Raw genomic sequence first — 22,566 nt, 5'->3', positions numbered from 1 at the left:
TCGTCGTTCGCTGCCGCACAGGCAGCTTAGAAATTGAGAAGAGTTCAATTTGATGTGGTGCACCAGTTCGCTGCCGCACAGGCAGCTTAGAAAGACCCGCAAAACAGCAGGCGGACTAGCTATGGGTTCGCTGCCGCACAGGCAGCTTAGAAATTTCTGGCTTGTTCGGCTTTAATGTAATCAGTGTTCGCTGCCGCACAGGCAGCTTAGAAACCGAGCCTAAGCCGGCAATAATATTAAACTTAGTTCGCTGCCGCACAGGCAGCTTAGAAAATTCCCGATTGGTATTTAGACCAGTTAATTGCGTTCGCTGCCGCACAGGCAGCTTAGAAAGCGAAGGTATCGTAGAGGTCGGCTGGGACTGGGTTCGCTGCCGCACAGGCAGCTTAGAAATTTCAAAAGAGAAACATTGGTTTTTAATGCGGGTTCGCTGCCGCACAGGCAGCTTAGAAACGTAAGTTCAGCGCCTAAGCCATCCCCTTTAAGTTCGCTGCCGCACAGGCAGCTTAGAAAATTTAAAAGAGAGACATTGGTTTTCAATGCAGGTTCGCTGCCGCACAGGCAGCTTAGAAAAGTCGGGTTAGTGTTAGAAGTGATAGCCACCAGTTCGCTGCCGCACAGGCAGCTTAGAAATTGAGCCCAGTTAGGTAACTGGCACATAATTTGTTCGCTGCCGCACAGGCAGCTTAGAAAAAATTGAAGAAAACGTCCATATCTTCATTAAAGTTCGCTGCCGCACAGGCAGCTTAGAAAAGCAGGTGCTACTTCTTTAACATTGACAATGGGTTCGCTGCCGCACAGGCAGCTTAGAAAATCATAGTAACGCCCACCGTATGAACCATTAAGTTCGCTGCCGCACAGGCAGCTTAGAAATTTTTCATTAGATAAAACCTTTCTAAAACAATGTTCGCTGCCGCACAGGCAGCTTAGAAATAGTACGCGAAAGCCTGGCAAGATGGATAAAAGTTCGCTGCCGCACAGGCAGCTTAGAAACTAACGTTAGCCCATCAGGATTTGCCGCAATGGTTCGCTGCCGCACAGGCAGCTTAGAAAACTGGGCGATGATACGCTAGGGGATGGTACTGGTTCGCTGCCGCACAGGCAGCTTAGAAATGCTGCAATGTCAGGAAAGAACAGCGCGCACAGTTCGCTGCCGCACAGGCAGCTTAGAAATAGTGGTACTTTGGGTGAACCATATATTGCACGTTCGCTGCCGCACAGGCAGCTTAGAAAATCTGCTGAGATATGAGTGAGCTGAACATCAAGTTCGCTGCCGCACAGGCAGCTTAGAAAGCATAATGGTTTGCCATGGCTACCAATAACGCGTTCGCTGCCGCACAGGCAGCTTAGAAAGTAGGGCGAACACCAGCCAAAACGTGATAACTGTTCGCTGCCGCACAGGCAGCTTAGAAAAGCAGAGGGTTATAGTCACCTGATGCAGCGTTGTTCGCTGCCGCACACGCAGCTTAGAAACCATAAAAGAAAACCAGCCTAAATCACCAATAGTTAGCTGCCGCACACGCAGCTTAGAAAGCTGTAATGACGCTAACGACCAACGTGTCACAGTTCGCTGCCGTATTTATTGCCTAAAAATCAAAGCGCTATCACCTAATCTAGATAATAGCGCCTTGTCACGTTAAGTACTGGTGGGGTTACTTTCTGTGCAGGGTCGGTTAACTTAGCAAGCCAACGTCGATGGCGTCTTTCCGTAATTCGTTGCGAAAATCTGGATGCGCAATGGCGATTAACGCTTCTACACGCTCTGGTACGTTTAAACCGCGCAGGTCAGCTGCGCCGTGCTCTGTGGCGATAATCATTACATCATTGCGAAGCGTTGTCACTGCGGTACCAAGTGGTAGGGCAGTGCGAATAGTGGATTCAACGCCGTTTTTACCTTGGTGGGTTGAGGCGAGTACCAAGATGCTGATGCCGCCTTTTGACAGTGTCGCGCCGCGGATAAAGTCCACTTGGCCACCCGTGCCTGAAATTTGCGTAAAACCAACCCCTTCTGAGGCTACTTGACCGGTAAGATCAGTTAGAACACAGGTATTGATGGAGACAAAGTTGTCATTTTTGGCGATTTCTACTGGGTTAACCACGGTTGTCACGTTACTCATTTCGATATCTGGGTTGTTGTTAACAAAGTCAATCAACGCTTGCGAGCCTGCGGTGAATGCCGTGACAATTTTATTTGGCTTGTAGTTTTTATGTTGGTTTGTAACCGCGCCAGCTTTGCACAATTCCATCATTGACTCGGTAAACATTTCGGTGTGAATACCCAGCCCTTTTTTGTCTTTTAGCGCCATACCCACAGCATTTGAAATACTGCCAATACCAATTTGAATGGTGCTGTTATCTTGCACAAAGGGTACAACGTGCTTTGCTATCGCCGTTTCTAACGCTCCCGGAGCTTCCGCTTTGGGGCCAGCAATGGGGTGATGTCCTTCGGTGATCCAAGTGGCTTCATCCACATGAATCAGGTTGTCTTGATCGCCGATAAATGGCTGCTGATTGTTAACCACAGCGATTACTTTGTCAGCATGCTTAATTGCTTCTTTATAGCCCAGGCCACCACAAGCACCTAAGCTCATGTAACCCTCAGCATTCGGCGGTGTTACTTCCACCGCAATAACATTGAATGCGATGCGGTCAAACAGCCTGCCCGTGTTCGACAGGTGGAAGTTAGTGTGGGTAATGTTTCCCGTTTTTTGTGCTTTGCGCTCTAGCGCACCCATAAATACACTGTGGTGCTCAATGTGCGGGCGATATTCGGGCTTTAAAAAGTCGTAAGGGGTAGTCAATATGCCGGTGTACAGTTGGCAGTTTTCCAGTTCGGTGTAGCGTTGCTCTAGTGTTTTTAAGAAAAGCACAGGCACAGAGAGTATAATGCCCGCCCATATTTTGTCGTGAGAGTTGATTTGCTGCGCAGCGTCTTGCAAAGAAACCAGCTTATCGTCGTAAATTGATTGCCAATTGCTCATGATGAATCTCGCTATTAGGTGGTCATTTAAAGGAAGGTGCTAGTAGAACGAGCTTTAAATGACTAGGACACTTACCGCGCAGTATGCCGTTTTCTGCAAAAATTGCTTTGCAGTTTACGCCAATCATATTGCCATATCAGACATAGGTTGGTGATAAAGGCTTATTGTAAAACCCTACAGATAGGCTGCCTTTGCTTTGGTACAATAGCGTGTAGAGCCGGTTTACATCGCACAATCTAGAGTACCCAATGCGCCAAACCCAAACCCAAACCCAAACGCCAGCTAGTATTGCCAAACAACCCGTTCAACAGTGTAAGAATGTTTACTATTTAAACAAAGGCTGGCTGAATTTAATCCTCAAAGCGGCGCATGAGTGTGGTCTTGATATTGATAATTATCTGTCAAAACATGAAATTGAGCATATTGGCGTTGACGTGCGTAAGCTCAGAAAAGTACACGAGCAGATGATGAAAGATAGCGGCAAAGAAGATTTCTCAATCATTGCAGCTAAGCACGTTAACCCCTTAACCTTTGACAGTTATTCACTCATGCTGTGGACAGCCCCCGACGTAAATACCTTGTTGCAAGTCAGCACGCGTTATGCGATTTCGGTGGGGGGCTCAGTGCATTTAAATTTGAGCTATAACTGGAGAGGGGACGCGGAAATATGGTTTGTTAGCCGTGACCCGATGAATAGTGAGTCGGCCGTGTCATATGTCGGGATGACACTGTTTATGGTCGTGTTTATGCAAATCCTTTATCAAACCTTGGGTTCTGATCAGCTTGGCTTGGCCGCAGAGCTGGTCAATTGGCCTTATCAGGCCTATTCGCCAGAAGAATTCGGTGCCATGATTAACTGCAAGATTAGTGTCGGATCGCCGGTGCGTAAACTTATTATTCCGCGCCGTGTATTACATCGCCCATTGTTAACCACGAATTCTGAGGTTTATTACGCGATTCGCCCTGTGGTTATCAAGCGCGCCGCGACAGCAATGGAAGAGGATATTGTGTTACAGATTTATCGCTGGCTTGACGAGCATTCCAGTTTAGCAAATATCGATATTAAGGCACTGGCGTCGTCTTTTTCTGTCAGTGTGCGTACCTTGAATCGACGTTTGGCGGGGGCTGGCACAACATACCGTTATGTTAGCGAAAACTATAAGCTTGAACGTGCGCTGCACTGGTTATCGGTAGAGGGTTTATCGGTAACGGATGTCGCTTATCGATTGGGGTTTGCCGACTTAAGTACGTTTTCTCGTGCTTTTAAGCGCTGGACTGGACGCAGCCCCTCACATTTGAGTGACTAGCGCCTTAAATTGGTGTCTTGAATTGGCTACTTGCAGTGATGGTTATCTGTTTTGTGGCTTGACTGCACATGATTGGTAGCGAAGCCACAGCCGTATCGTTAGCGATTAATGAAGTCGATAAAGACATTAACCGTTTCTAATGGTGCTTCTTCGTGGGGCAGGTGTCCTAGCTCGTCAAATATCACCAGTTCGCTGTCAGGTATTTCGCGGTGGAAATGATCACCAAGCTCAGGTGGTATTAACCGGTCTTGACCGCCCCAGATAATCAGTGTTGGCTGGGGGATGGAGCTGATTTTATCGGCGTAAGGGCCGGGTTTGGTTTGGCGAAAACGTTGGGCTAGCGCTTGGCGATTACCGGCTCGAACAGTCAGATCAAAATAGCGGTCAACAAGCTCATGAGTGATAATGCTAGGGTCGCCATATAGGTTGATAATACTGCTTTCAACCATGCTACGCGGTAGTACTTTTTCCATCAGCTTGTTTAATACTGGCGTGTTGGCAACGATAAAGCCAATTGGTGTGGACTTCGGGGTAAACGGGTAGCCACTGGTGTCAACTAGTGCTAATTGGCTTACTCGCTCTGGGTAGATAACAGCGGTTGCCCAAGCCACGTAACCGCCAAGTGAATTACCAGCTAACACCCCTTGTTCGATATTTAGGTGATCGAGCATCGCAACAATAAAACTGGCGTAGCTTTCGATGGTGTAGTTATTGTCGGGCGATGGTCCTGTTAAGCCAAAGGCAGGAATATCGAAGCGAACTACGCGGCGTGTTGATTTTAATTCGTCTGTCCAACCGTCCCATGTGTGAAGTGATGATGATGTGCCATGAATAAGCACGATAGGGTTGGGATCGTCGCGTGGTCCTTCATCGCGCAGGTGTACTTGCATCCCTTGCACATTCACAAATTGCGAAGGTGCTGGTGCCCATTTGGGTTTGAGTTCTTCAAGCGATTTATCGGCTTGCCAGTAAACCGCAATTAAAATGATGCTAGTCGCAAGAATGACAAGCAGTAGCCAGCCCAATACCTTCATGGTGTTACCTTATTGTTATCTAATTTAATTATTCTTTATGTACAAAGATTAACCTACTGGTAAAGCTATACTTTATCAATTGGTTAGTGGGTTATATTGCTAATAAGTGTTGCGAATCATAACGGCCAAAAGGCTGCTATTTGCTTTTAGAGGCATTACGGAGATTTGGCTAATTTGGCTTAGCCATAGGATCCTTTAAGCCATATAAGTTCGGTGCTGCCGATAAAAAACAGGAATAATCAGGGCATAAAAAAGGCGCTTAGCTAGTGCTAGGCGCCTTGTCATATCTTTATTGGCTTGTGTTTGTCTCTAGTTGAGAGCGACAGCCGTAGATTAACGTTTCTTAACTTTTAGCGGCTTCTTGTTGTGCTGCGATGCGTACTTTTTTCTCAGCTTTACGTTGTTCTAAAATTTTTGCAGCGTCTGAACCCACATGCGTTTCGCCACGCTCTTTTGCTAATTGCATTTGGCGTTCGCGTTCAGCGTAACGAGCGCGTTGCGCTTCGGTTGTTGAGCTAAAGCAGTGATGACAACTTACGCCTTTTTCGTATTCTGGTTTTTCTTTGTCTTCTTCCAAAATCGGCATACGACATGCGTGACATTGGTCGTATTTACCTGCTTCTAGGCTGTGGTCAACCGTGACGCGATCGTCGAAGACGAAACATTCACCTTGCCACATAGTTTCTTCCGCTGGTACGTCTTCAAGGTATTGTAGAATGCCACCTTCAAGGTGGTAGACTTCTTCAAAGCCTTGCTCTTTCATGTAAGCCGTTGATTTTTCACAGCGAATGCCGCCAGTACAGAACATCGCCACTTTTTTGTGCTTGGCAGGATCCATGTTCTCTTCTGCCCAAGCGGGGAATTCACGGAAGGTTTTGGTGTCTGGGTCAACCGCGTTTTCAAACGTACCAATTTGCACTTCGTAATCGTTACGGGTATCAACCACGAATACTTCTGGATCAGAAATTAGTGCGTTCCAGTCTTTTGGTTTAACATAAGTACCCACCACATGACGCGGGTCAATGCCTTCAACGCCCATAGTGACGATTTCTTTTTTCAGCTTAACTTTGGTGCGTTTAAATGGTTTTTCTTCGGTGAAAGATTCTTTGTAAGAAATGTCGGCTAAGCGCTCATCGCTTTGTAGCCATGTAAGTAAGGCGTCGATGCCTTCACGAGAGCCTGCGACTGTACCGTTGATACCTTCTTTGGCAAGTAAAAGGGTACCGCAAACTTGGTTGTCTTCCATTGTTTTTAACAACTTAGGACGGATAACTTCAAAATCTTCAAGCGCAACAAATTTGTACATTGCGCAAACAACGTATTGCATATTTACCTCCGCTGGCGGGAGCGTAATTCCCGTGCTTTGTTAATAAAACGGCACGTGTATTGGGCGGCTTTAGCTAGGCATTTAAGCACCAATAAATTAACGACTAAATTAGCACACCAAGTACATCGTACTGACTTCGATAAATTCTTTGGCAAACCGACTATTTAACGATCAGCCAAGAATATTTGCGCGCAATTATATTGATCTGGATCAAAAAATGGAAGTGACTGATCAAAGTATTACAGTTAGAAAAATAGTATTTATTGGATAGGTAAAAGCGCGAATTAGATATTAAAAAAAGCAGCATTGTGCTGCTTTTTCTGCTCATTTGTGCTCACTATTTGTTGAGCGTTTGTAACCTAAGAAAGCGCTGGTTATTTAAAGCGGTGTAGAGCACAGATTTTGTTACCTGAGGGGTCACGTAAGTAGGCAAGGTAGAGTTTAACGTCAAAGCCCTCGCGTACACCCGGAGGCTCTTCACACGTGGTGCCGCCATTAGCAATACCCGCGGCATGCCATGAATCGGCGATTTCAGGTGATTTAGCGAAAAAGCCGATGGTAGAGCCATTGCCATGACACGCAGGCTCGCCATCAATGGGCTTTGATAAGGCAAAAATGCCCTTGTCGGTGTAATAGAAACAACGGCCTAGTGGGTCAATAACCCCTTCTTTATGGCCCATTGCGCCTAATACGGCATCGTAAAACTTTTTAGACTCTTCAATATCATTAGCGCCGATCATAATATGACTAAACATACTTTCTCTCTTGTGTTTATTGTTTGTTATCTGTAATTGGATGAATCAAAAATGCGATTAATCAGTGGCATTTACCGTGTTATTACTTTCATTATTAGCTTTGGGTTTGACGGGCCCCGGAAAAAACATATTCGTTTCATGCTGATACAGGCGATAAGCAGGGCGCTTTTGCACGGAATAATATTCAGCAGGCACAGCTCCAGTGTAGGTCACCAGCGTGGTGTACATGACTCTTGAAACAAATAGTAAGCCCAAGCCTAACAGCAGGTTAGTAATTAACTTTTCTTGTCCAAACAAGGCTAACCACGCAGGAATCGCGGCAATTAGTAGTGCGTTCCATACCATCCATTCAGCAAAATAATTAGGATGCCTGCTATAGCGCCAAAGTCCAACATTACACACGCTACCTTTTACTCCGCTCGTTTTGGCAGCTTTTAAAAATGAAAGCTTTTGCATATCGGCCACAGATTCCATCGCAAATGCTGCTAACCACAGGATGATGGCTACAATTTCAAAAGGCGATATTTGTGGGGAAGTATTGGCGGCAATTATAAAAGCGGGAAACGCCAAGAAAGCCGCATTAGCAAAGCCTTGTAAAATGGCTTCAACTTGCATGGCAAATGCCGTATTCGTTTTACCTTGCTTATGCCAACGACGCTTTTGAAATTCATAGCGCGGTAGCTCAGTGTTTAAATGGCCAGACGTTAATAGCTTGATTGCACCTAAGCCCATGCGGCTGCCAGCGAAAATGTAAGCGATACTGACCATAGCAACGCGCACAGGCTCGCCATCGCTATACAACCAAGTGACAATACCAATCACAGTTAGGCCCCAAGGCCAGCCGATATCAACATACGACATGCGGCCTGTTTTCCACGCTGGAATGCAAACCACCAAAGCAAACAACAGCATTTGCAGTGCGCCATTAAGTAACGCCATTTGGCTAAAGCTAGTAGTGTTCATCAGCAACAACCAACCGCCGAAAAACGGTACGAGTGGTGCGAAGTATTTCATTCTATTTTTCCTAACTTATTATGCGCTACTTTCTGGCGTTTAAGCGGCGCGAATGGCGACAGGTGTACCGTTAAACGCGGCATTACCGGTGAGCACGTCAACCCGATCTGCTGCGGTAACATCATTTATACTGACACCCGCTTGTGTGGCGGCAGTCGTCATTTGCGTACCGGCTTGATTATGCCCCCAGCCTTGCGGCATGGATACAACACCGACGAGCACATCGTCGGTGACGCTGGCGGGCAAGGTAACTTCACCAACCGGCGATGACACCACCACCAGCTGGCCTTGGCTAATACCTAACTTATCGGCGTCTGTGGGGTGAATTTCCAAGGTCACCGGGTTTTTACCCTTGACTAAACGAGCAGAGTTTTGTGTCCATGTATTATGGCTTTTTACTAGGCGGCGGCTGATAAGCTCAAATGGGTAGTGTGGGTCAATGGCCGGTGATAGAATTAGCTTGTTTAATCGAGGTAAGTCATTGATAAACAAGCTTGGCGCGAGCTCTATCTTACCGCTGGCGGTTAACAGTCGCTTTGGCAGGCTTGGTTGTAATGACCCTAAATCAATTCCGTGTGGGTTGGCTTTTAGCTTTTCTAGATCTAGTGCTTGCTCGCTATCACTTTCCTTGCCGTAAGGACCGGCTTTTAGCTCCATATCTAAAATCATTTCTGGCGCATAAGGCAGGGCAGGTTTACCGGTAACCGCTTCGGCGATACCGTTAAGAATCTCCCAATCTGCTAGCTGGTGTTCAGTTTTTTCAAACAATGGCGCTGAGTACTTAGCGGTATTGCGCACCGCAAAACTGTGGAAGAAAATATCGTAGTGAGAATTTTCGAGCCCCGTTGTTGCTGGCAAAATAATGTCGGCATGCTTAGTCGTTTCATTGAGGTAAATATCAACGGCGACCATAAAGTCTAGCGACTGAAACGCTTGACCAAGCTTTTGACCATCAGGCGCAGAAAGCACAGGGTTACCGGCGATGGTGATCATGGCCTTAATTTGGCCATCGCCTTCAGTTAGAATTTCATCAGCTAAGGTAGCAGTGGGGAATTCGCCATTAAAAAATGGCATTTTCTGAACCCGTGATTGGTATTTACCAAAGTTTGTTGGGTGACCAGCGGTTTTGCCTCTAAGCAGGTTAAAGGCTGGCAGTGGGAACATAGCACCGCCTTCGCGATCGAAGTTACCTGTGATCACATTAAGAACGATCGTTAACCATTGACACAGGCCACCGAAACTTTGTGTCGAAGCGCCCATACGGCTATAGCAAACGGCAGATTCAGCCCCAGACATTTCAGCAGCTAAGGTTTTAATGTCATCAACACTAATGCCAATGTGCTCGGCAACAGCCTCAGGTGGATAGTCTTTTGCCATTTGTTCAATGTCAGCTAAGCCGTTTACAGAGTCGCTTAAATGCCCCAAATGCACTTGGTTATTGGCAAAGATACAGTGAATAAGTGACAGTAGCAGTAAGGCGTCTTTTTCTGGGCGAATAAACAGGTGCTGATCTGCTATTTTCGCGGTTTTAGTGCGCTGTGGGTCAACAACAACGACTTTGCCGCCGCGTTTTTGAATGGCGGTTAAGCGGTTTAGCACGCCGGGTGCGGTCATCATACTGCCGTTGGAAACCACAGGGTTAGCACCGATAATCAGCATAAAGTCGGTGCGGTCAATATCTGGTACTGGAATCAACATACCATTGCCGAGCATATAATTAGCGGCAACATGGTGTGGCATTTGGTCGGTTGATGCCGAGCTAAAGCGATTTAATGTACCCATGGCTTTAGAAAATGGCTTAAGCACTAACGAATTGCCAAAGTTATGGGCATTGGGATTGCCAAGGTAAATACCTAGTGCATTTTTACCGTAAGCATTTTGAATGGCGCTGAACTTTTCCCCAATCTCAGCAAAAGCTTGCTGCCAGCTTATTTCCTGCCAACCATCCGCCATCCTCTTTATCGGGCTTTTTAAGCGATCTTTATCTTCGTAAAAGTCTTGTAGTGCAAGTGCTTTAGGGCACATATGGCCTTTGCTGAACGGGTCGTTCTTATCGCCTTTGATGGAGATAATTTCTTTGCTTTCGGCTTTATACTTAATTTCAATACCACACATGGCTTCGCAAATATTACAGTTGCGATAGTGGGTTTTAATGTCGCTCATGGTTTGTGCCCTCGTTGCGGCGCTGGATGAGTTAACGCCTGCCTGCAATTTTTATTGTTGTGTTTTCGACTATGTATTTCTGAAAATGAATTTTCGTCTATGTATTTTAGGTAACAGATTTAGTGTGACAGTAAAATAAGCCAAGACTAACGGTAATAATTGACATATATTGGGTGGAATTAGCCATTTTTTAACCATTTGAGGTGTCAACGCAAAGCGATGATCACAGTAACGATACTGGCGTTTGATTATGTGCTTGCCAGTGCACTGACAGGGATTAACGATTTATTTAATCTGGCTGGTGTTTCTTGGAATAAGTATCACCAACTGCCAGTTGATAAGCGCTTTCAGGTGCAAATTGCCAGTTGGCAGAAGAAGCCGATTTACACCATGAACGATGTGATTATTAGCCCGCACTGCGCAATTAGCGACACCATGGATAGTGATATATTTCTGGTACCGAGTATTGCGGGCGATATAGATAAAACGTTAGCGCAAAATCCAGAATTAATAGCGTTTTTGCGCCACTTAAAAGCCAGTGACGCGATGATTGGCAGTAATTCTACAGGGTCATTCTTTTTGGCTGAGGCAGGCTTACTTGATGGTAAAAGTGCAACCACCCATTGGGCATCAGCTGAGCAATTTAGTCAGCGTTATCCCAATGTTTCGTTAAACAGCGAGCAGCATATTACTCATGATGGCAATATTCTATGTGATAGTGGTGGTATGGCGTGGTTTGATTTGGGGCTGTATTTGATTGAACTTTTTTGTGATCACGAGACTGCGCAAGGCACTGCGCGCTCGTTTGTGCTTGAAACTGGCCGAACAACACAGCTTACTTACTCACCGTTAATTGCTAAAAAGTATCATAACGACAAAACCGTGAAAGCGGTGCAAGAATGGCTAGAGAGCCACCACAGTCAAACGATTGCGATTGGTGAGGTGAGCCAGCAATTTGGTGTATCTAATCGTACCTTGATCAGACGTTTCAAAGAAGCTACTCAAATAACCCCTTCGGAATATTTACAAGCGATTCGCATTGATGCCGCGAGTAAACTATTGGTGCAATCAAACCAGCATATTGATGAAATTACTCACGCAGTCGGGTACAGCGACATTAGCTCATTCACCAAGTTGTTCAAACGTAAAACTGGGCTTTCACCCAGTAACTATCGCGCCCGCTATAAAGCGAATCTGCTTTGACAATTCTTTCTTTATGAGCCCGTTTTTTTATGAGTCAGGCTATCTCTTGCCATTGAAAGTACTTCTTATTGGCAAGCGCGAGCATTGGCATATCTTCTTGCGTGTCGCCGTAGGCACAGATATGCGAGTAGTTGGCTAACTCATATTGCGATTGGATCGCTAGTGCTTTCTTTTCATTGCTGCAATCGCCATTAAGGTACTTGCCCGTGTAACGCTCATTTTTCCGTCGTTTTTGAACGGCCAGTTCGCTACTAATCAAGTTTACCTGATGGCGGCGACACCAAGCGGCTAAGTAGATATTGACGTTCGCAGATACCACCGCTATTTCATGGCCTTGTGTTTGATGCCAACGAATTTCGGTAAGTGCTCTATCTAAAATAACGGAATCCATAAACTTGGCGGAAAAGTTATTAACTTGTCGTTTAGTGCTCGCGACTTTTCTGCGCCAAAAGGCAAAGAAGGTGAGCCTAGGTCTCAGTTTAGCGGTCGGATAGCGGCCAAGCTTATGCAATAAAATAAAAGGTGACAGTACAAGTGCACCAACCACAATGCGATAGAGTGGCGTGGTATTGAGAAGGAACTTGGTATAAGTGTCTGCTGTGGTAATGGTGCCGTCAAAATCGAATAGCGCGAGGCCAAGATTCGGGTTATTTGCTGCTTTCATTTTTCGGGTTTAATTTGTAAGGCTTAACTTTTAAGGCTTTGTTTATAATGATTAGATAGGCGCTAGGGGGAAATTGTTTCATTTAGAAAGTTAGCTTCTAAGCCAATACCCGCGGGTGATTTGAAGAAAACTTGCGTCATGCCAATATCGGGCAGTGATTCAGTGCGGTAGATTATCCCTAGCTCATCGAGCTTTGCCAGTAATCGAGCTAGGCCCGTTAGTTGAAATGCAATATGGTCAAGATAGTGTTTTACTGGGCTAGCTGAATGTTCGTCGCTTTCAGTTAGATGAACTAGGGCACAACTATCTTTGTTGTCAGTTTGGGAGGCATAAAGCCAATAGCCATTTCTGGAAAATTTAGGGCGATATCCAACGGTTAACTGAAATACCTCACAGAAAAAGTCTTTTTCAATGTCTAATACCGCCTTTGGGGCACTGATATTGATATGGTCAATATGCATAGTTTTACTTGAAAATATTAATAATGATATCGGCAAGAGATGATGGTGAGTGCCTGTTTATCAACGGCGTAAACAAGTCGATTAGTATCATCAATCCTTCTTGACCAAAAGCCAGAAAGGTTTTCTTTGAGCGGCTCTGGTTTACCTATACCTTCAAAAGGCATTCGTTTGGTTTCGATAATTAATTTGTTAATGCGTTTTAGCGTTTTTTTATCTTGGCTCTGCCAATAGAGATAGTCTGACCAAGCTTCATCAGTCCATGACAAAATGAGTTTACTCATCCAATAGTTCTCGTTCTATTGCATAGCCAGCTTTGTATTGTTCGATAGATTTACGCAAGTGTTCAGCATTGGCAGGCGAGCGCAGTAAATGTACCGTCTCCATTAAGCTATTGTAATAATCAAGCGACATGACTACGGCATCTTCAGCATCTCGGCGTGTTATTACCGTTGTACTTGCATCGTCAACAACATTATCCAACACAGATTTTAGGCCGTTTCTCGCTTCGGTAAATGAAACAACTCTCATGACTCAGCCCTACATGTTCAATTTATAGTACAAGTATAAATGTATAACTATAGTTATACAATAAATAGAACAAGTTGCATTAATCACCGGTAAATTAGGGCTGTAATGCTTAGATGAAATAAGCACGCATAAAAAAGCCCATCAAGGTGATGGGCTTAAAATCGTTAGTTAGGTGAGGTTAGCGACTATTTAACGCGCATACCTGGCTGAGCGCCTTCTTCTGGATTAAGAATCCATAAGTCTTTGCCGCCTGGGCCAGCAGCTAACACCATGCCTTCTGACATACCAAAACGCATTTTGCGCGGCGCTAGGTTAGCTACCATAACCGTTAACTTACCTTCTAAGTCTTCTGGTTGATACGCTGATTTAATACCCGCAAACACTTGGCGTGTTTCGCCGCCGAGGTCTAATTCAAGGCGTAGCAGTTTGTCTGCTTTTTCAACGTGCTCCGCTTTTACAATTTTCGCTACGCGTAGGTCAATTTTTGCAAAATCGTCAAATTGAATTTCTGGTGCAATCGGGTCATCAGCTAATGGGCCAGTTGGCGCAGGTGCTGCTTTTTCAGTTGCTAATGATTCTTTAGAGGCTTCAATCATTTCGTTTACTTTATCCATTTCAATACGTTGCATTAACGCTTTGAATTTGTTGATTTGGTGATCTTTCAGAAGGGCTTTATGGCCGTCCCATACTAATTCGTCGTTTAAGAAACCTTGAGTTTTTTCTGCTAGGGCAGGAAGCACAGGTTTTAAGTAAATCATCAAGATACGGAATAGGTTAATGCCTAATGAGCAAATATCTTGAACTTCTTGCTGCTTGGTTTCGTCTTTAACCAGCTGCCATGGCTCTTTAACGGCAATGTACTCGTTCACTTTGTCAGCTAATGCCATGATCTCTCGCATTGCTTTACCAAATTCACGGCCTTCGTATAGCTCAGCTAGCTTGTCACCAGCGGCCATTACTTCGTCTGCCAATGCTTGGTCTTCAACATTGCTTGATAACATGCCGTCAAAGCGCTTGGTGATAAAGCTGGCACAGCGTGAGGCGATGTTAACGACTTTACCCACTAAGTCAGAGTTTACGCGTTGCGCAAAATCTTCTAGGTTTAAGTCTAAGTCGTCAATGCGGTTGGTTAGTTTCGCCGCGTAGTAGTAACGTAAGTACTCAGGGTTAAGGTGATCTAAGTAAGTGCGGCCTTTAATAAAGGTACCTTTTGACTTAGACATTTTCGCGCCATTAACAGTTACAAAGCCGTGTGCGTAAACAGAAGTCGGCTTACGGTAACCAGCGCCTTCTAACATGGCAGGCCAGAATAAGCTGTGGAAGTAGATAATGTCTTTACCGATAAAGTGGTAAAGCTCGGCATCCGAGTTTTCGTTCCAGTAGCTGTCAAAATCAATGTTTTCACGATCACATAGGTTTTTGAAACTGCCCATGTAACCGATTGGTGCGTCTAGCCATACGTAGAAAAACTTGCCCGGTGCTCCCGGAATTTCAAAACCAAAGTATGGTGCGTCACGGCTGATATCCCACTGCTGTAGGCCAGATTCAAACCATTCATTTAATTTGTTGGCCATTTCTTCTTGCAATGAACCGCCAGTCGTCCAGTCTTTTAGCATTTGCTCAAACGCTGGCAAGTCAAAGAAGTAGTGCTCCGAATCACGCAATACAGGTGTTGAACCTGATACTACTGAACGAGGGTTAATGACTTCTGTTGGCGAGTAAGTTGCGCCACAGTTATCACAGCTATCGCCGTTTTCGTCTTCACTCTTACACTTAGGGCACGTGCCTTTGACGAAACGATCTGGCAAGAACATGCCTTTTTCTTCATCGTAAAGCTGTGAAATAGTGCGTGTTTTAATATGACCCGCAGCGTTTAGCTTATTGTAAATTTCACTGGCAAACTCACGGTTCTCGTCACTGTGGGTTGAGTGATAGTTATCAAAGCTGATCAAGAAGTCGTTGAAATCTGCCATGTGCTCTTCGCGCACACCGTCAATCATTTGCTCTGGGGTAATGCCAAGCTCTTGAGCTTTTAGCATAATCGGCGTGCCGTGGGCGTCGTCGGCACAAACAAAATAGGTTTCGTTGCCGCGCATACGTTGGAAACGCACCCAAATATCGGTTTGGATATGTTCAAGTAAATGACCTAAATGAATAGAGCCATTGGCGTAAGGCAGGGCACAGGTCACTAAGATTTTACGCTTGTCTGCGGTAGCAGTTTGGGCGTTAGCTTGAGGTGTAGATTCTGACATTTTCTTTAGATACTAGCGTGCTAAGCACTTTAAGGTGGAAATCAATGGCGCAATGGTACAGAATTTACCAGCTATTTTCATTAACAATTCTGGGCTATTTTCAATTAACTCGCCCTAGTTACTGTTATTTATACAGGTGTCCATTTGAGTCGCTTAAGTCAATTTTTTAGTAAGAAGAAACCCATTAATCCCGAAGACCTTTCACTTATTGAGTCAGTGCTTGATGCCTATCGCTCTGATGCGTTTCCGTATGGTGTATTAGCTTTAGCCAACGAATTAGCTGGTGAACAGCAAAAAGATAAGTTGCTTATTGCGATAGAACTGCCTTTTTTTGCGGGCGATGAGCTAACAAGTATTGCCCATTCGCTTTCTGATGAACTAGGTAAATCGGTTGAGTTTACTACCTCAAACCATATTGAGCCGGTGCGCAAGCACGACATAGCGGGCGTTAAAAACATTATTGCTATTGCGTCTGGCAAAGGTGGTGTTGGAAAATCAACAACGACAGTCAACATCGCCCGTGCCTTGCAAAAACAAGGGGCGCGAGTCGGTATTTTAGATGCTGATATCTATGGCCCGTCAATTCCGACTATGCTGGGCTGTCAAGACGACAAACCGAGCTCGGTTGATGGTAAAACTATGATCCCCATTGATGCTGATGGTATTTATTCGATGTCAATCGGCTATCTAGTGCCAGACAGTGACGCTGCAGTCTGGCGTGGCCCTATGGCGAGCACGGCGTTTAGCCAGTTATTAAATGAAACCCACTGGCCAGAACTTGATTATCTGTTGATCGATATGCCGCCGGGTACTGGTGATATTCAACTAACGCTTTCCCAAAAAGTACCAGTTGCTGGTGCCGTGATTGTTACTACGCCACAAGATATTGCCTTAGCTGACGCGCAAAAGGGCATTGCTATGTTTGATAAAGTGAAAGTACCTGTGCTTGGCGTCGTTGAGAACATGAGTTATCACATTTGTGAAAATTGCGGCCATCATTCGCATTTATTTGGCCTTGATGGCGGCAAAGATATTGCCGAAATTAATCAGGTAGACTTGCTAGGACAATTGCCACTCAATATTCAAGTTAGGCAAGAAGCGGATTTAGGCGAGAGCTTATTTAATAGTGAAAGCGCTAGTGACATCTGTGATCAATACCGTAAAATAGCGCGCAATATAGCGAGTAAAACATTCCATTTACTTGATATGCGCAGTCCTGCGACACCTAATATCGAAATGTTAGATTAGCGACAAAGAACAACCAGAAACTCGATGTATACGCAGACGCGTAAGAATAAACATTAAACTAAAACCCAATAGACACAACAAAATAAGAAGAAGCGCCATGAGATTATGTGATAAAGATATTGAACGCTGCATTGCTGAAGGCAAAATAGTTATTGAGCCACAGCCAGATGCCTCGATGATCTCAGGTGTCAGCGTTGATATTCGCTTAGGCAATGAGTTTCGTGTATTTAAAAACAATACCGCGCCGTTTATTGACTTAAGTGGTCCACGCGAAGAAGTGCAGGCGCAAATGAATGCGGTGATGAGTGAAGAGATTGTGATTCCAGACGGCGAAGCCTTCTTTTTACACCCAGGCGAACTTGCATTAGCTGTGACTTTTGAGTCAGTAACCTTACCAGCAGATATTGTTGGCTGGCTTGACGGTCGTTCATCACTAGCACGCTTAGGCTTAATGGTGCATGTTACCGCTCACCGTATTGACCCAGGTTGGTCTGGTCAGATCGTTTTAGAGTTTTATAACAGTGGTAAGTTGCCGCTTGCGCTGCGTCCAGGCATGAAAATTGCGGCATTAAACTTTGAAACCATGTCAGGCGAAGCTGATCGTCCTTATAACAAACGTGTGGATGCTAAATACAAAGGCCAAACGGGTGCAGTAGCCAGCCGTATTAGTCAAGATGATGCTTCTAAGTAAGTTAGTGCTTAATTAGAGTCAAACGAGAATAGCCAATGCTAGTTAGCATTGGCTATTTTTAATGGAGTCATAGGGTTGATACCCTCAATACACTTGTTTAAGGCTTCAATAAGCTTCGCTTTATCATGATGGTGTTTGACATCGTCACATGCCATATTGTGGGTGATCACTTTGATTTTATCTGATGTCACCTCATCGTGATGACAAATCGCACTATCAATTGGCAGACAACCTATATTTTCTTCAATCCACGTCAGTTTTTCGTCTAGGCTAAGCGCGGCTGCTGGGCTGTTTTCCGCAACAATATTTTCGACAAATACACAGTGCCCTTTTCTTTGCTTAAGTGCATTCGCAATATCACGTACTAAGAGTGGCGGAACGACACTTGTTAAGAAACTGCCTGGGCCGAGAATAATTAAATCTGCATTGTTAATGGCGTCTACACATTGCTGAGGAGATTTAACCAAAGGTGCTAGCATTAAGTTCTTTGGCATAATTGGCATGTCATCTACCGAAAGCTCGCCCACGCGGCAACGACCTTCTGGGTAAAAGGCCATTAAGTCAGTAGGGGACTCAGACATTGGCAATACCGGTGTTCTAACACGTAACAAACGTCGCACTAATTTAATCGAATCGATAGGGCTCGATTGAATTTGTCCTAAACCATAGAGGATCAAGTTCCCTAAATTGTGACCACCTAGCTCGTCTTCACCGTCAAAGCGAAAATCAAATAATTGACTACCGACTGAGCTTTCATCCACTAACTGGGTTAAACAATTACGCAGATCGCCCCACGCAATAGAAGAGCTTCTTTTTCTTAAGCGACCAGTTGAACCACCATTATCGGTTGTAGTGACAATACCAGTGAGTTGATCTTGCATAAAAGAGAGAGTGGAGAGAACACGACCTAGGCCATGGCCACCACCAATAGCAACAATATTTAGTTTTTTTAGTTGCATAGTCATGTGTGTTTCTTAACCAATTAGTTAAACCTTAACGTTAAAGCCTTTAAAAATAAAGTTTTGACTCTTTACCAAGGTCAAAGTGGGCGCGAATACTAGCACAATTCAAAATTTGTTCAGCAAAACCACGCTCGCTAACTAGTTGAATACACAAAAAATAAGCAGATTGATTTCAATGTGAACGATCAAACAAATAATTCGATTCTTTTCGAGTTATTTTAAAATTAAGTGTTGACACTTATCAGGGGCATGCCTAAAATGCGCCTCGCTTTCGACGAGTACTAGGTCGCTTGTCTAAAGGCTGGTTTAAGTAAGGTGTTTTACCGAACTAAAACTGGGGCTATAGCTCAGCTGGGAGAGCGCTTCGCTGGCAGCGAAGAGGTCTGCGGTTCGATCCCGCATAGCTCCACCATTTTCTAGAATGTTGGTAACTAAAGGTGTCTTTTAAGATAAAGGTTACGAGCATGAACAGTGTCCCGTTCGTCTAGAGGCCTAGGACACCGCCCTTTCACGGCGGTAACAGGGGTTCGAATCCCCTACGGGATGCCACTTTCTGGGAGCTGCCTTCTAGGTCAGGCAGTTGACCAAGTGAGCATTAAGCTAATGAAAATTAGATTAATGCAAACTAAAAGTTTCTAAGCGGTTGCTATTAAAGAAGGGTACTTTTCTTGAAAGGTAAATAGCAACAAGCGCTGAATTAACAAAATGTGTTAGCACAATTTGTTAAGCGACTTCAGTGTCCCGTTCGTCTAGAGGCCAGGACACCGCCCTTCACGGCGGTAACAGGGTTCGAATCCCTACGGGATGCCACTTTCTGGGAGCTGCCTCTAGGTCAGGCAGTTGACCAAGTGAGCATTGAGCTAATGAAAATTAGATTAATGCAAACTAAAAGTTTCTAAGCGGTTGCTATTAAAGAGAAGGGTACTTTTCTTGAAAGGTAAATAGCAACAAGCGCTGAATTAACAAAATGTGTTAGCACAACTTGTTAAACGATTTCAGTGTCCCGTTCGTCTAGAGGTTTAGGACACCGCCCTTTCACGGCGGTAACAGGGTTCGAATCCCTACGGGATGCCACTTTCTGGGAGCTGCCTTCTAGGTCAGGCAGTTGACCAAGTGAGCATTAAGCTAATGAAAATTAGATTAATGCAAACTAAAAGTTTCTAAGCGGTTGCTATTAAAAGAGAAGGGTACTTTTCTTGAAAGGTAAATAGCAACAAGCGCTGAATTAACAAAATGTGTTAGCACAACTTGTTAAACGATTTCAGTGTCCCGTTCGTCTAGAGGTTTAGGACACCGCCCTTTCACGGCGGTAACAGGGTTCGAATCCCTACGGGATGCCACTTTCTGGGAGCTGCCTTCTAGGTCAGGCAGTTGACCAAGTGATCATTAAGCTAGTTTAAATTAGATTAATGCTCACTAAAAGTTTCCAAGCGGTTGCTATTAAAGAGAAGGGTACTTTTCTTGAAAGGTAAATAGCAACATACGTTGAATTAACAAGGTGTGTTGTTTTACAGCATGAATTGTTAAACGATTTCAGTGTCCCGTTCGTCTAGAGGTTTAGGACACCGCCCTTTCACGGCGGTAACAGGGTTCGAATCCCCTACGGGATGCCACATTCTGGGAGCTGCCTTCTAGGTCAGGCAGTTGACCAAGTGAGCATTAAGCTAATGAGAGTTAGAGTAATGTGAACTAAAAGTTTCTAAGCAGTTGCTATTAAAAGAGAAAAGTACTTTTCTTGAAAGGTAAATAGCAACATACGCTGAATTAACAAAATGTGTTAGCACAACTTGTTAAGCGATTTCAGTGTCCCGTTCGTCTAGAGGTTTAGGACACCGCCCTTCACGGCGGTAACAGGGTTCGAATCCCTACGGGATGCCACATTCTTTCCTGCTTGTTTTAAGTAAAGGAAAAGGGAGCTGCCTTCTAGGTCAGGCAGTTGACCAAGTGAGCATTAAGCTAATGTTAGACTAATGTGAACTAAAAGTTTCTAAGCGGTTGCTATTAAAAGAGAAGGGTACTTTTCTTGAAAGGTAAATAGCGACAAGCGCTGAATTAACAAAATGTGTTAGCACAACTTGTTAAACGATTTCAGTGTCCCGTTCGTCTAGAGGCCTAGGACACCGCCCTTTCACGGCGGTAACAGGGGTTCGAATCCCCTACGGGATGCCACTAATTAAAAAAACCGACGCAAGTCGGTTTTTTTATGCCTGAAATTTATGCCTACAGTTATGTGTAGTTTTACACTACTGCTATCGCTTTGTTAGATCCTAGTTCCTTGAACTTTACAATTCTTACGTCACGCCATCTTTCATCAAATATTTTTAGCAATACAAGCTACCGTTATATTCATTTTATCTATAATGAAGATTGACCAGCCTTAAAAAGCAGATGCAAGATCAGCTTACTGATAATAAAAACCTTATTTATCAAAACCTAACTGGTTGATGAGTGAAATCGCTAGTAGTCAAGCGACTTCTGATGGTCATATCGCTGTAATAAAATTCACTTACTTTATTCCATATGTTTGGTAGGGTAAATAAATAAGTGAATAACTGTGGGCGAAAAAAAATCACTTGTATGAGTTATTTTTGCTCGCTAAGGTAATTAATAGAGTATTTACTCAGGTGCGTTATCAGCACTGGCTATTTTACTTTGTAGAGGGACTGCGTAAGTGCCGCTCTATGGAGGAGAAATCACAGCAACCTAATGCTGTTAATCAACACGCAAAGCAATGGAAGGTAACATGGTAGATAAGAAAATTCCTCGTAGTTCAGAAAATGATTACACAGATGAAATGGCTAAAGTCCGTCGCGACTTTATCCAGCAACAAACGGGTGCAAATCTGGAACATACGGGCAAATACAGTATTGGTACTGATGTACTACCGGGCAATATTGAGAACTTTATTGGTGTTGTTCAGATGCCTGTGGGTGTTGCAGGGCCAGTCACCATAGATGGTGAACATGCGCAAGGGGATTTCTTTGTTCCTTTAGCAACAACGGAAGGGACATTAGTCGCCAGTTACAGCCGTGGTATGCGTTTACTTAACGAGTGTGGTGGTGTCAAAACCACCGTGGTTGAAGGCTTTATGCAACGAGCACCAGCATTTATTTTTGAAAGTGCACGTGAAGCTCGTGATTTTGGCCAATGGATTGATGATCACTTTCTAAGTATCAAGGAAGTGGCAGAAACAACAACTTCTGTTGGTAAGCTTGAAAAAATTCAACAATGGTCAATTTCTCGATTCCGTTACTTACGCTTTAATTTCACAACAGGTGACGCTGCAGGCCAAAACATGGTGGGTAAAGCAACCTTAGCTGCTTGTGAATGGATCATTGCCAATGCACCTTTCTCTTGCCGCTACTTATTGTCTGGCAATATGGATACCGATAAAAAGCACTCTCACTTAAACATGCTCCATTCGCGCGGTAAGCGAGTTATTGCCGAAATCATGATTAAAGATGAAGTACTGCAAAAAATCATGAAGGTTAGTACTAAGCAGTTCGCTGATGGATGTGTCATGGCAAACACTGGCGCTATGATGGCAAGTGCAGCATACAATGGCCCACATTCCGCAAATGGTATTGCGTCGTTGTTTATTGCAACGGGCCAAGACGAAGCTAATGTGGTTGAATCACATGCTGGCTTGTTATCACACCAGTTAATGGAAAATGGTGACTTGTATTTATCAGTGACGTTACCTTCGTTAATTGTTGCGACTTTCGGTGGCGGTACTGGCTTACCAACGCAAAACGAATGCTTACAAATGCTTGGCTGTGTTGGCAAAGGTAAGGCAAATAAGTTTGCTGAGATTGTTGCTGCGACAGTACTTGCAGGTGATATTTCACTGAAATCTGCGGTGATTTCTGGTCACTGGGTAAGTAGCCATGATCAGTTAGGTCGCAACCGTTAAACTCTAACAAAATGATTACTTGTTAGAGCTTTTAACAGCCAATCAGAAAACTGAAGAGAAAAG

General features: G+C 44.4%; 17 protein-coding genes, 8 tRNA genes and 1 CRISPR repeat array (1 of these 26 cut by a window edge). Of the genes, 13 read left to right on the top strand and 12 right to left on the bottom strand.

Annotated features, from left to right (window positions below):
- A CRISPR array of direct repeats spans positions 1–1,533; the repeat unit is 28 nt; unit sequence GTTCGCTGCCGCACAGGCAGCTTAGAAA (it extends 537 nt beyond the left edge of the window).
- Between the two features lie 140 nt (positions 1,534–1,673).
- A complete protein-coding gene (locus DXX94_RS03270) occupies positions 1,674–2,981 on the bottom strand; it encodes an acetyl-CoA hydrolase/transferase family protein (RefSeq protein ID WP_116013823.1) in 1,308 nt (435 codons plus the stop codon).
- A gap of 248 nt (positions 2,982–3,229) precedes the next feature.
- Here DXX94_RS03270 and DXX94_RS03265 point away from each other — a divergent pair, with 248 nt between their 5' ends.
- Positions 3,230–4,288, top strand: a complete 1,059-nt coding sequence (locus tag DXX94_RS03265) for a helix-turn-helix domain-containing protein (protein WP_116013822.1) — start codon at positions 3,230–3,232, stop codon at positions 4,286–4,288.
- Positions 4,289–4,386: 98 nt separating this feature from the next.
- Here the strand turns inward: DXX94_RS03265 and DXX94_RS03260 are convergent, their stop codons facing one another.
- The 5 genes from DXX94_RS03260 to DXX94_RS03240 all read right to left on the bottom strand — a co-directional run bounded on the left by DXX94_RS03260 (position 4,387) and on the right by DXX94_RS03240 (position 10,581).
- Positions 4,387–5,322, bottom strand: a complete 936-nt coding sequence (locus tag DXX94_RS03260) for an alpha/beta fold hydrolase (protein ID WP_116013820.1) — start codon at positions 5,320–5,322, stop codon at positions 4,387–4,389.
- A gap of 343 nt (positions 5,323–5,665) precedes the next feature.
- The gene (gene trhO / locus DXX94_RS03255) at positions 5,666–6,649 is read right to left on the bottom strand and encodes an oxygen-dependent tRNA uridine(34) hydroxylase TrhO (protein ID WP_116013819.1); all 984 of its coding nucleotides are present in this window, start codon (positions 6,647–6,649) and stop codon (positions 5,666–5,668) included.
- A 374-nt stretch (positions 6,650–7,023) separates the two neighbouring features.
- Entirely contained in the window at positions 7,024–7,404 is a 381-nt protein-coding gene (locus DXX94_RS03250) for a VOC family protein (protein WP_116013817.1), read from the bottom strand.
- 57 nt (positions 7,405–7,461) lie between these two features.
- Complete coding sequence (locus DXX94_RS03245) at positions 7,462–8,418, bottom strand: DUF1295 domain-containing protein (protein WP_116013816.1); 957 nt, start codon at positions 8,416–8,418, stop codon at positions 7,462–7,464.
- 39 nt (positions 8,419–8,457) lie between these two features.
- Positions 8,458–10,581, bottom strand: coding sequence for a molybdopterin-dependent oxidoreductase (locus DXX94_RS03240; protein ID WP_116013814.1), 2,124 nt, complete (start codon positions 10,579–10,581; stop codon positions 8,458–8,460).
- A 219-nt stretch (positions 10,582–10,800) separates the two neighbouring features.
- On the opposite strand from DXX94_RS03240, the gene DXX94_RS03235 reads away from it, so the two are divergent.
- Positions 10,801–11,784, top strand: a complete 984-nt coding sequence (locus tag DXX94_RS03235; RefSeq protein WP_116013812.1) for a GlxA family transcriptional regulator — start codon at positions 10,801–10,803, stop codon at positions 11,782–11,784.
- Between the two features lie 34 nt (positions 11,785–11,818).
- On the opposite strand, the gene DXX94_RS03230 is transcribed toward DXX94_RS03235, so the two are convergent.
- From DXX94_RS03230 to metG, 5 genes are all read right to left on the bottom strand, one after another.
- Entirely contained in the window at positions 11,819–12,448 is a 630-nt protein-coding gene (locus tag DXX94_RS03230; RefSeq protein WP_116013811.1) for an HAD-IB family phosphatase, read from the bottom strand.
- A 62-nt stretch (positions 12,449–12,510) separates the two neighbouring features.
- On the bottom strand, positions 12,511–12,909 hold the full coding sequence (locus tag DXX94_RS03225) for a diguanylate cyclase (RefSeq protein WP_116013809.1): 399 nt from the start codon (positions 12,907–12,909) through the stop codon (positions 12,511–12,513).
- A 17-nt stretch (positions 12,910–12,926) separates the two neighbouring features.
- The gene (locus DXX94_RS03220; protein ID WP_116013808.1) at positions 12,927–13,190 is read right to left on the bottom strand and encodes a Txe/YoeB family addiction module toxin; all 264 of its coding nucleotides are present in this window, start codon (positions 13,188–13,190) and stop codon (positions 12,927–12,929) included.
- Entirely contained in the window at positions 13,183–13,437 is a 255-nt protein-coding gene (locus DXX94_RS03215; RefSeq protein WP_116013806.1) for a type II toxin-antitoxin system Phd/YefM family antitoxin, read from the bottom strand. Before DXX94_RS03215 ends, DXX94_RS03220 begins: the two co-directional genes overlap by 8 nt.
- Before the next feature lie 185 nt (positions 13,438–13,622).
- Positions 13,623–15,689 (bottom strand): methionine--tRNA ligase, encoded by a 2,067-nt coding sequence (metG, locus tag DXX94_RS03210; RefSeq protein ID WP_116013805.1) that lies wholly within the window; start codon positions 15,687–15,689, stop codon positions 13,623–13,625.
- Positions 15,690–15,833: 144 nt separating this feature from the next.
- Here metG and apbC point away from each other — a divergent pair, with 144 nt between their 5' ends.
- Together apbC and dcd are read left to right on the top strand one after the other, a co-directional pair.
- Entirely contained in the window at positions 15,834–16,937 is a 1,104-nt protein-coding gene (apbC, locus tag DXX94_RS03205; RefSeq protein WP_116013803.1) for an iron-sulfur cluster carrier protein ApbC, read from the top strand.
- Positions 16,938–17,034: 97 nt separating this feature from the next.
- Entirely contained in the window at positions 17,035–17,628 is a 594-nt protein-coding gene (gene dcd / locus DXX94_RS03200) for a dCTP deaminase (RefSeq protein ID WP_116013802.1), read from the top strand.
- A 38-nt stretch (positions 17,629–17,666) separates the two neighbouring features.
- Here dcd and DXX94_RS03195 read toward each other — a convergent pair whose 3' ends face one another.
- A complete protein-coding gene (locus DXX94_RS03195) occupies positions 17,667–18,593 on the bottom strand; it encodes a gluconeogenesis factor YvcK family protein (protein ID WP_258872087.1) in 927 nt (308 codons plus the stop codon).
- Positions 18,594–18,926: 333 nt separating this feature from the next.
- Here DXX94_RS03195 and DXX94_RS03190 point away from each other — a divergent pair.
- From DXX94_RS03190 to DXX94_RS03155, 9 genes are all read left to right on the top strand, one after another.
- Positions 18,927–19,002 (top strand) — tRNA-Ala (locus tag DXX94_RS03190).
- Between the two features lie 61 nt (positions 19,003–19,063).
- A tRNA-Glu gene (locus tag DXX94_RS03185) sits at positions 19,064–19,139 on the top strand.
- Positions 19,140–19,328: 189 nt separating this feature from the next.
- Positions 19,329–19,400: transfer RNA gene (locus tag DXX94_RS19250), tRNA-OTHER, on the top strand.
- A 190-nt stretch (positions 19,401–19,590) separates the two neighbouring features.
- A tRNA-Glu gene (locus DXX94_RS03175) sits at positions 19,591–19,664 on the top strand.
- A gap of 192 nt (positions 19,665–19,856) precedes the next feature.
- A tRNA-Glu gene (locus tag DXX94_RS03170) sits at positions 19,857–19,930 on the top strand.
- A gap of 198 nt (positions 19,931–20,128) precedes the next feature.
- Positions 20,129–20,203: transfer RNA gene (locus tag DXX94_RS03165), tRNA-Glu, on the top strand.
- 192 nt (positions 20,204–20,395) lie between these two features.
- Positions 20,396–20,468 (top strand) — tRNA-OTHER (locus DXX94_RS19245).
- 215 nt (positions 20,469–20,683) lie between these two features.
- Positions 20,684–20,759, top strand: a tRNA-Glu gene (locus DXX94_RS03160).
- Positions 20,760–21,321: 562 nt separating this feature from the next.
- A complete protein-coding gene (locus DXX94_RS03155) occupies positions 21,322–22,503 on the top strand; it encodes a hydroxymethylglutaryl-CoA reductase (protein WP_374188825.1) in 1,182 nt (393 codons plus the stop codon).
- Positions 22,504–22,566: the final 63 nt, after the last annotated feature.

It is taken from the genome of Thalassotalea euphylliae (assembly GCF_003390375.1).
Classification (GTDB): Bacteria; Pseudomonadota; Gammaproteobacteria; order Enterobacterales; family Alteromonadaceae; genus Thalassotalea_F; species Thalassotalea_F euphylliae_A.
Note: the sequence above shows the minus strand (reverse complement) of the source record. Positions and strands in the feature narration are given on the sequence as shown.

What these genes read in the sequence shown, in the direction of transcription:
- DXX94_RS03270 (WP_116013823.1), bottom strand. Translation starts at nt 2,981, where the DNA reads ATGAGCAATTGGCAATCAATTTACGACGATAAGCTGGTTTCTTTGCAA.
- DXX94_RS03265 (WP_116013822.1), top strand. Translation starts at nt 3,230, where the DNA reads ATGCGCCAAACCCAAACCCAAACCCAAACGCCAGCTAGTATTGCCAAA.
- DXX94_RS03260 (WP_116013820.1), bottom strand. Translation starts at nt 5,322, where the DNA reads ATGAAGGTATTGGGCTGGCTACTGCTTGTCATTCTTGCGACTAGCATC.
- trhO (WP_116013819.1), bottom strand. Translation starts at nt 6,649, where the DNA reads ATGCAATACGTTGTTTGCGCAATGTACAAATTTGTTGCGCTTGAAGAT.
- DXX94_RS03250 (WP_116013817.1), bottom strand. Translation starts at nt 7,404, where the DNA reads ATGTTTAGTCATATTATGATCGGCGCTAATGATATTGAAGAGTCTAAA.
- DXX94_RS03245 (WP_116013816.1), bottom strand. Translation starts at nt 8,418, where the DNA reads ATGAAATACTTCGCACCACTCGTACCGTTTTTCGGCGGTTGGTTGTTG.
- DXX94_RS03240 (WP_116013814.1), bottom strand. Translation starts at nt 10,581, where the DNA reads ATGAGCGACATTAAAACCCACTATCGCAACTGTAATATTTGCGAAGCC.
- DXX94_RS03235 (WP_116013812.1), top strand. Translation starts at nt 10,801, where the DNA reads ATGATCACAGTAACGATACTGGCGTTTGATTATGTGCTTGCCAGTGCA.
- DXX94_RS03230 (WP_116013811.1), bottom strand. Translation starts at nt 12,448, where the DNA reads ATGAAAGCAGCAAATAACCCGAATCTTGGCCTCGCGCTATTCGATTTT.
- DXX94_RS03225 (WP_116013809.1), bottom strand. Translation starts at nt 12,909, where the DNA reads ATGCATATTGACCATATCAATATCAGTGCCCCAAAGGCGGTATTAGAC.
- DXX94_RS03220 (WP_116013808.1), bottom strand. Translation starts at nt 13,190, where the DNA reads ATGAGTAAACTCATTTTGTCATGGACTGATGAAGCTTGGTCAGACTAT.
- DXX94_RS03215 (WP_116013806.1), bottom strand. Translation starts at nt 13,437, where the DNA reads ATGAGAGTTGTTTCATTTACCGAAGCGAGAAACGGCCTAAAATCTGTG.
- metG (WP_116013805.1), bottom strand. Translation starts at nt 15,689, where the DNA reads ATGTCAGAATCTACACCTCAAGCTAACGCCCAAACTGCTACCGCAGAC.
- dcd (WP_116013802.1), top strand. Translation starts at nt 17,035, where the DNA reads ATGAGATTATGTGATAAAGATATTGAACGCTGCATTGCTGAAGGCAAA.
- DXX94_RS03195 (WP_258872087.1), bottom strand. Translation starts at nt 18,593, where the DNA reads ATGACTATGCAACTAAAAAAACTAAATATTGTTGCTATTGGTGGTGGC.
- DXX94_RS03155 (WP_374188825.1), top strand. Translation starts at nt 21,322, where the DNA reads ATGGAAGGTAACATGGTAGATAAGAAAATTCCTCGTAGTTCAGAAAAT.